At 42.0% G+C, this 7,885-nt stretch carries 15 protein-coding genes and 1 tRNA gene; all 16 read right to left on the reverse strand.

From position 1 onward, the window contains the following. Positions 1-44: 44 nt before the first annotated feature. The 16 genes from AC6I2O_RS17315 to AC6I2O_RS17390 all read right to left on the reverse strand — a co-directional run bounded on the left by AC6I2O_RS17315 (position 45) and on the right by AC6I2O_RS17390 (position 7,629). Positions 45-596, reverse strand: coding sequence for a cell wall hydrolase (locus tag AC6I2O_RS17315; RefSeq protein WP_497741541.1), 552 nt, complete (start codon positions 594-596; stop codon positions 45-47). A gap of 118 nt (positions 597-714) precedes the next feature. Further along, positions 715-1,680, reverse strand: coding sequence for a DUF6353 family protein (locus AC6I2O_RS17320; protein ID WP_497741540.1), 966 nt, complete (start codon positions 1,678-1,680; stop codon positions 715-717). A 2-nt stretch (positions 1,681-1,682) separates the two neighbouring features. Beyond that, positions 1,683-1,934 carry a DUF3310 domain-containing protein gene (locus AC6I2O_RS17325; protein ID WP_130435795.1) on the reverse strand — a complete coding sequence of 84 codons (252 nt, stop codon included), beginning with the start codon at positions 1,932-1,934 and terminating at the stop codon, positions 1,683-1,685. Positions 1,935-1,946: 12 nt separating this feature from the next. Beyond that, entirely contained in the window at positions 1,947-2,567 is a 621-nt protein-coding gene (locus AC6I2O_RS17330) for a hypothetical protein (RefSeq protein ID WP_130435794.1), read from the reverse strand. Positions 2,568-2,583: 16 nt separating this feature from the next. Further along, the gene (locus tag AC6I2O_RS17335) at positions 2,584-2,772 is read right to left on the reverse strand and encodes a hypothetical protein (protein ID WP_130435793.1); all 189 of its coding nucleotides are present in this window, start codon (positions 2,770-2,772) and stop codon (positions 2,584-2,586) included. Positions 2,773-2,853: 81 nt separating this feature from the next. Continuing rightward, positions 2,854-3,126: a hypothetical protein gene (locus tag AC6I2O_RS17340; RefSeq protein ID WP_497741539.1), complete on the reverse strand. Its 273-nt coding sequence runs from the start codon at positions 3,124-3,126 to the stop codon at positions 2,854-2,856. 68 nt (positions 3,127-3,194) lie between these two features. Beyond that, a complete protein-coding gene (locus AC6I2O_RS17345; protein WP_497741538.1) occupies positions 3,195-3,965 on the reverse strand; it encodes a DUF6353 family protein in 771 nt (256 codons plus the stop codon). 79 nt (positions 3,966-4,044) lie between these two features. Beyond that, entirely contained in the window at positions 4,045-4,593 is a 549-nt protein-coding gene (locus AC6I2O_RS17350; protein ID WP_497741537.1) for a DUF6273 domain-containing protein, read from the reverse strand. Positions 4,594-4,622: 29 nt separating this feature from the next. Next, a complete protein-coding gene (locus AC6I2O_RS17355; protein ID WP_120484280.1) occupies positions 4,623-4,928 on the reverse strand; it encodes a hypothetical protein in 306 nt (101 codons plus the stop codon). A gap of 35 nt (positions 4,929-4,963) precedes the next feature. After that, entirely contained in the window at positions 4,964-5,134 is a 171-nt protein-coding gene (locus AC6I2O_RS17360) for a hypothetical protein (protein WP_166545148.1), read from the reverse strand. 46 nt (positions 5,135-5,180) lie between these two features. Further along, the gene (locus AC6I2O_RS17365) at positions 5,181-5,957 is read right to left on the reverse strand and encodes a DUF6353 family protein (protein WP_497741536.1); all 777 of its coding nucleotides are present in this window, start codon (positions 5,955-5,957) and stop codon (positions 5,181-5,183) included. A gap of 60 nt (positions 5,958-6,017) precedes the next feature. Continuing rightward, a tRNA-OTHER gene (locus AC6I2O_RS17370) sits at positions 6,018-6,087 on the reverse strand. A gap of 303 nt (positions 6,088-6,390) precedes the next feature. After that, positions 6,391-6,531, reverse strand: coding sequence for a hypothetical protein (locus AC6I2O_RS17375; protein WP_158604885.1), 141 nt, complete (start codon positions 6,529-6,531; stop codon positions 6,391-6,393). A 254-nt stretch (positions 6,532-6,785) separates the two neighbouring features. Further along, positions 6,786-6,926, reverse strand: a complete 141-nt coding sequence (locus tag AC6I2O_RS17380; protein ID WP_158604885.1) for a hypothetical protein — start codon at positions 6,924-6,926, stop codon at positions 6,786-6,788. Positions 6,927-7,180: 254 nt separating this feature from the next. Beyond that, the gene (locus tag AC6I2O_RS17385) at positions 7,181-7,321 is read right to left on the reverse strand and encodes a hypothetical protein (RefSeq protein ID WP_158604885.1); all 141 of its coding nucleotides are present in this window, start codon (positions 7,319-7,321) and stop codon (positions 7,181-7,183) included. 92 nt (positions 7,322-7,413) lie between these two features. After that, positions 7,414-7,629, reverse strand: a complete 216-nt coding sequence (locus tag AC6I2O_RS17390) for a CTP synthase (RefSeq protein WP_120484277.1) — start codon at positions 7,627-7,629, stop codon at positions 7,414-7,416. Positions 7,630-7,885: the final 256 nt, after the last annotated feature.

A 7,885-nucleotide genomic window follows, 5' to 3' on the forward strand; every position in this document is an offset into this window, starting at 1 on the left:
GTATAAGATACCAATGTTAAAAAACCGTTCATAAGAATCACCTTTCATTCATAACTCGAAAAATAATGGTTTTCTACCTGAAACATGGGAACGCCGTAATCGCTGTAGCAACCAGCGGTAAAGAATATAACATCGTAGTTTGTCCGAACCTCCAGTTCTTCTTGGACAAGCTGACAAATATCCTCCCTTACTTCACAGCGGTCTACACGTCCGTTCCACATTGAAGAAAACTGATACGGCTGATAAATAACATCATAGGTTGTATCAGGAAAATACTCTGAGTCCATACGGTTAAGTATGGTGTCGATTACCAATCGCTTTCCTTTTTCGCATTCTCCTTCAGCCTCTGCCATCGTTACTAACGCTATCAGCGAAATATCTTCCTCCGATAAAAGTTCTTCCTTTGTAACTTCTTCCACATTTGACTCTGAGATTCCCTCTATCGGAATATAAGTAACCACCGGCATAGATACCGGAATGATTTCTATTGCCTGTGAATCAGCAGGGATTTCACTTCCGGCAGAGTGTGTAGTGATTGAAAATATCAGAATCATACACAAAGAAAAAGCCGTAGCTATTGCAGTTATTTTTTTCATGTACATCTCCTTAAAAATATCCGGCTGCCCTCCGCCAGTCTTTAGAACCAAACCAAGGGCAGTCAGTCATGTCCCGATATGGATTTCCTGAGCCAAAACCATCCAATCCATCTGTCAGTCACATCAATTCCCAGATGTTTCCGTCCACATTGAAGTCGAGAAGGATAGCCGGATCAGCGCCGTTTACAAAGTCCGAATAGCTCAGATTATCCGCATACAAACCAAAATCAACATAGTTATCGCCGATGGGATGTTCGGCGTCATAAACCCATCCAACAACCTGGCCGGCCTTTGTCGGGGGCAGTCCCAGCATGTCATAAACATCGTTCAGGAAAAGGCGCTTCTTTGCCCGGAGCAAATCGTTGGCATACTTCTCCTGTGCTTTCAGGAACATCAGATTGTATTCATTGTTGCTTTCCCAATGAGGGTTCAGGACACTGTTTCCGTCTTCATCCATCGTATACTTCTCAAAGAACCGGGCGTATCCGCTTACATCAGACGGATTCACGACAAAAGCGGTCTTCTTCACTTTCTTTTCCTTGCCGGTTTCCTCGTCAATAACGGTTTCGCTTACCTTTTCCGCCTTGATGTTATACTTTAGTTCCCGGTCAATCTCCTTACCAAAGCGCTCAATAACCCGTTTCCGGTATTCTTTGAAGCTCTTGTCCACTGTCGCATAGGCCGCTGCCAGCGCTACATTCCGCTTACGAAGAATATTGTTCGATGCCAGAATGCTGGTGATGGATAAAGTTCCAAGAGCTACAGCCGGAGCATACAGCTTAGCCAATTTTACCCCGGTCTGAAGATAGACAACCGACAGATCCTTTTTGGAATCCTCGATTGAGTAATCCTCGCCAGCCTTTGTTACGCCCTTTTCTGTTGCATCGTGGATCTCATCCACGTCGTTCTTAGTCTTGTCGATGATTTTTCCGACCTTCGTTGTCGCCCGGCACGCCATAACTGTACTTGCCACCGTTCCAACGATACCCGCCACAATGAGAATCTCCGGGCTGTGTTTCTTCAACTGAAATCCGACTTTATTGAAGGTTCCGCTTACCTTCGTCACAATCTCTTCTTTTTTCATGGTTAAATAGTCTCCTTTTCCAAATTTTTAAGATGATCGATAAGATGCTGCGTGTACCACATGATTTTCTCTAAATCCTGGATTCCGTTCTTTTTCTTCCAGCGGCACGCATATTTGATGATGTTACCGGTATCCACTGCTTCGATACCCTTGAGATCAAATGTGAAAGCCTCTATCGCCTGAATCACTTCCAGACCTGTTTCCGACTGATAGTGATCCGGATGGGATACCATTTTATCGTTTGATTCATACATGATAACCCCTCCTTAATTCAGTGGCAGTGCCTTAGGTAATTTGAGAATATAACCATCTCTCACCCGAACAGGCTTGCATCCGCTAATATCTGTCCAGCCGTACTTATTCACGGCATAATTGTTTGTTGATACATCAGCGAGGTCATACAGGTCTCCAACACTGACAACTCCGTATTGACTGATAATGTCATTCATGGCATCGAGAACGGATTCCGCATCCCCACGGGTTTCAAATATAATGTCATCATAGTCATACCCGCTTCGGGTTCCAGACGAGCGATAATCCCGCCTCCGGTCCGATTCCCTGTCATAGAATTTTCCGTAGGATACCTTGGAAGCGGTTGAATTTTTCTTGGTGCGGCCCGTTTCTCCATACAGAATCATGTCAATCCCGTTTGTCACTATATCAGAGATGGCTTTCTTTACCGCCGGTACCAGCACCTCCATAATGATATAAGATTTGACATTCCCGACATCCTCGGAGATAAAGACATCTGCGAACTTCTGCATTTCACCTTTCTTTTTTGATTTCGCAGAGCCGGTGATTACTTTCCCCACTTTTTTCTCAGGCAAAGCATCGGATTCTCGCTGTTCCTCTTTTGATTTATGAGAATTCGGCTTGTACTCCTCCATTTACTTTCTCCTTTCCCTAGACAGCAATCAGCTTCCCAGGTAACGTAATTTTCGTATTAGGAAGTCTGTTGTGCTGCTTTTTAAATTGATATACAAGGTTACTCCTTGCTTTTTTCTCAGACACGGCATAGGTGGTTGATTTCCAACGATGCGCTACACAGTTTTCAAATTCCATAACCGGTCCATCATACGCATACTGGTTCATATAGCACCTCCTTGCAAAAAGGAAAAGGGAAAGCACCTTGTTTCAGGCACTCTCCCTCGTCCGAACCCTGTTTTCTAATCCTTATTCCGGATTTTCAACACTTTCTCCGCTTACGATAGCTGCTTCCTCGAAGTCATCGAAGTCGTCCTGCATAACCGTCTGCTTGTTCAGCTTGCGGGCCTTGATACGTGCTATCGTCGGGTCGATGATGTACTTACCAGCCACATAGCCGGCGATAAACACCAATCCGAAAACAGCCGCGGTCTTAAATCCGCTCACGGAACTTGCTTTAACGATTTCCTCAGTAGTGGTTTCCATAACCTCTTCGTTCGTCATAATTTCATTAGCTTCCATTTTTGTTCTCCTTTCATAGTTAGAAAAATAGGTGGTTCTTCCATTAAAGACATTGTTTTTTTCGCGTATTAGCCGTTGCTGAAATCGTATCTCGGAGCAATATGATACTCAATTACGAGACAGGGAGTCCCATCGTCAGCCAATTGAGAGCTGAATGACACATCAATATATCCCTGGTCAATATTCCAGCCGAGTTCATCGCCAAGGAGAGTCCCGTTCAAACCGATTTCATAATAGAACTCGTTCAGGGAAATATACATCTCGTCCCGCATCCGGAGATTAAGTTCATTGACAGCTTTCTTGATCTTGTCAATATCCGACTTAAAATATCGTCCAGACACGGTATCGTAGCAAAGAGTATTTCCTCGCTCAACGATAACCACTTCACGATTGCTTACTGGATTCTTCTCGATTTTGTCCTTGGCGACCGCATCCCGTATACTCTGTTCTTTCTTCTCTCCGATGGTCTCTACTACTTTCTCCTGATACTCTTTCAAAGCGGACTCCGAGAGTGTATAAGCCGTGGCAAGAGCAGCCCGACGCCTCATATTTACTGAACTGGCTCCGATTAAACAAGCTATCGAAACAGTTCCTATAACAGCCGTCGGAATATAACAAGCCCATGCAGCCTGAACGGTTTCTTTCGGTGTAAGTTCATTTACCTCCAGCTCATCTTTCTTTTCTTCAATAAGAATTAAAGCCTTTGGTGTAGCCCGGACCGCCAGTACGGTTGTTGTAATCATTCCGGCAATCCCGATTCCGGTTAGAATTTCCGGACTGTGTTTTTTCACGGCAGTTTGCATGTTTCGAATAGTTGCCGCTATTGTTTTTTTGTCCATTGATGTTCTCCTTTCGATTCTGGTCGCACATAAGCGCATCCCCTTTCAAAAATATAAAACCGCCCACAAGGGGCGGCGATTATTTAACCAACCAGAACTCCGGACGAACCCCACCAGAGGCCGAAGCGCCGCCGGAGCCCGTATAGCCACCGGCGCTCACACGAGCGAAATAAGCCGAAGAAATGTTTTTCTTAGTAGCATTGCGGAGCCACCACCAACACCAGTCATCCTCAAAATCACAGACTCTGTTTCCGCGCCGCTTCATAAGCTCGAACTGTTCATCATTATCCGGCTCAAAGTTTTCGTAAAAATCGTCATGGCCGAAAATCTCCCCGTATGTAGGAAGCGTAATCTCGCGGATTCTGGTTCTCAGCTTTTCCGGCATTTCCGGAAGAACCGTTTCGCGGAGCCACCTGCACATATCCGATTTATCGAAACCACCCTCATTGGTGTTGGTCTCATTCATCGGATGCCGGGCGATAACCTCGTCAAACAGGAAAAGAATTCCCTTGTCCGTCACTCTCTGAGCCGTGGCCGTAAACTTTCCGAAGCCGCTCAGCCTCACCGTAATCTGATCTCCTACACAAATTTCGTTTGTCTTGAACAGCACCTTTCTTGCTACCTTCATGATTTTTTTCTCCTTTCAATTTTGGCTAATTATTTCAAACATCTTGTAATTTCCAAGATGTCTGTTGCTATTTCATAGGCAACATTAAATATCTGCCTGTCTCTTTTATCAGCGTGGTCTTTCATAGAAAATTCTCGTGTCTTTGTTGCGAAGTCCGAAATGATATCAATTGGGTCTTGTTCCGGATTTTTGCGAATACAATTCAAGAGTTCGTTTCCAGCCCATCGTTGATAACTAACTTCCTTGAACCAATGCTTATCCCAACTTCGTTGTGGTTCTGTGAAATCGAAAATATAATCCTCAATAATCAAAATAACCTGTTCATACTTAGACATAGCTCTCCCCTTATAACAGAAAAGAAGAGTCCCTGTTAGGACTCCTCAATTTCGTCATCTCTTTTGGCAAGTGCTTCGTTTACTTTTTCTTCGATTTTTTCATCCATCTTCTGCTCGTTGACCCAATCGGTTACAAGCGTTGCCGCCACTCCTATAAAAGTCGCCGCCAGACCAAGAACTTTAATCAATTTACTCTTAGTAGCCATAAAGCGATTACCTCCTTTTCATAATAGAACTTGCAATTTTTGCGAACTAAGAAATATCCAATTTCCCATCAAATTTGTTAGGGTCCCAGACAGCGGATATCACACAACATTTCAAACCGTCTTCCATCACAGTGCGATGATTTTCAAAGTCAAGCCACATAATTCCACCTTCCATAAGATCGTCCATAGCCCAGGCTATTTCATCTCCGTATTTGATTCCGTCAAGACCAAGGAAATCATAGAACTCATTTATAGTTGTATAGCCTCGAAGTTGAAGATTTCGATTTATATGATACTGAGCGTTCACTATGGCGGCCATTGTTGCAGTAAAATATCTCTTGGAAAACATGTCATAACAAAGAATTTTTTCGCTTTCCGAGTCCATATCCGCCGAATAGACACCTAACCCGTCAGCCGAAATATAGGTTTCTTTAGCTATTTCAGCATGGATTTTGTTATCAGCATCTTCGCCATAAACTTTTTTGGCTGCTTGTTGGTACTGCTTGTAGGATTCGTTAAGCATAGCGTATGCGCTCGTCAAAGCCGCCTGATTGCGCTTGTCCATTACACCAATACCAACAATACACGTAACGGTGCCAATACCTATCAAGACTGACGGAATATAACATTGCCAAGTCGTCTGTACAAGTTCCATAGGTGTAAGCTTATCCGTTTCCAGCTCATCTTTCTTGGCTTTAATAAGCCGCAATGCTTTAGGTGTTGCTCGTACTGCCGTTACAGCCGTACCAACAACGCCGACGATTCCTAAAGCAGTTAGGATTGTCGGGGATGATCGTCGCAACCCCATTGTAAATTTGCCCATATGTTTTCTCCTTTCATTTTTGGCAAAAATAAAAGAGCCGTTGCCGACTCCAAACTTAAGAGAAGCAGATAGGACTCGAACCTATAACTTCCACGGGTGTGTGGCGCTCTACCAATTGAGCTACTGTCTCTCCATAATATAACCTGTAAATTTCGCGTAAAAAGAAAAAGAGCCGTTGTTAGCGGCTCACTTCCTTCGCTTGATAATGTATCTAATAATGATAACTATTAGACCGATACATATAATCACATCACCAAACATCAGTATAAATACTATTCCACATGTTCCAATCGTGAAAATAGCACATACACTAAATACCAGTAACAGAATCAATAACACCGTAAATAATATCATATCGTTACACCATCCTTTCATAATACGCAATGTAAATATCGCGCAAAAAGAAAGAGCCCTTGTTAGGACTCCACTCCTGTTAAAAATAGTGTTCTTTCGGTATACCGTTCCATCCTTCGATCTGGTTAATTTCTTTCCCAATTTGTTTCAGCATTCTTACGATTTTAAACTGCGTCCCCAAAATAAGAATCCCCGTAACCAATAAAATAATAGTAAGCATACTTTCATCCTCCTTCTATTTTTTTCATAAAAGAAGTTGTATTTTATGCGAAGAAAAAAGAGAACCCGTTTAAACGCATTCCCTTTTTACATTTTTGCTAATCGTTGGTATCGTTTCTACCTTTTATCAGAATTAACACCCCAATCAAAATCAGTGCACATCCTAATAAAGTCATAACTCTTCACCATCCTTTCATAATACGCAATGTAAATATCGCGCAAAAAGAAAGAGCCCTTGTTAGGACTCCACTCCTGTTAAAAATAGTGTTCTTTCGGTATACCGTTCCATCCTTCGATCTGGTTAATTTCTTTCCCAATTTGTTTCAGCATTCTTACGATTTTAAACTGCGTCCCCAAAATAAGAATCCCCGTAACCAATAAAATAATAGTAAGCATACTTTCATCCTCCTTCTATTTTTTTCATAAAAGAAGTTGTATTTTATGCGAAGAAAAAAGAGAACCCGTTTAAACGCATTCCCTTTTTACATTTTTGCTAATCGTTGGTATCGTTTCTACCTTTTATCAGAATTAACACCCCAATCAAAATCAGTGCACATCCTAATAAAGTCATAACTCTTCACCATCCTTTCATAATACGCAATGTAAATATCGCGCAAAAAGAAAGAGCCCTTGTTAGGACTCCACTCCTGTTAAAAATAGTGTTCTTTCGGTATACCGTTCCATCCTTCGATCTGGTTAATTTCTTTCCCAATTTGTTTCAGCATTCTTACGATTTTAAACTGCGTCCCCAAAATAAGAATCCCCGTAACCAATAAAATAATAGTAAGCATACTTTCATCCTCCTTCTATTTTTTTCATAAAAGAAGTTGTAAATTTTGCGTATGTAAAAGCGAAGAGACCGTGTTTCCACAGTCTCAACTCTTTATAAACCAATCGCTGCCAGGAGCTTTGTAAGCTCATCTTTTCCCAATTCCGCATCTATATTCAAGTGAACATGAGCCGTTCCGTCTGTAACCGTTGCGGTGAATTCATTCAACTGGATATCCACTTCATATCCGGCTTTTTTCTTTACCTCTCTTTTTACAAACTTGGCAATCAAGTTCCTCAAGAATTTTGAGTTGATTTTCATTTCGTCCATACTCCTTTTTCTCCTTTCCAAACGTTGGTTTTTCATAAAGGGGGTTGTATTTTAAGCGCAAAAAGAAAGAGCCCTTGTTAGGACTCTCTCTCATACTGTAATTTCTGTAATGATATACGCATCTTTGCAAGTTCACTTCTGAGTGTTTCCATTTCATAGACATTTTTACTTCGTAGCAGCATATCCTCAAATATGCGTATCTTACTGCTTAAATGCTTTTCTGTTTTTGCTCACTTTTTTTCTCCTTTCATAAATA

The sequence above is a fragment of the Blautia sp. St.27G3 genome, from assembly GCF_059728505.1.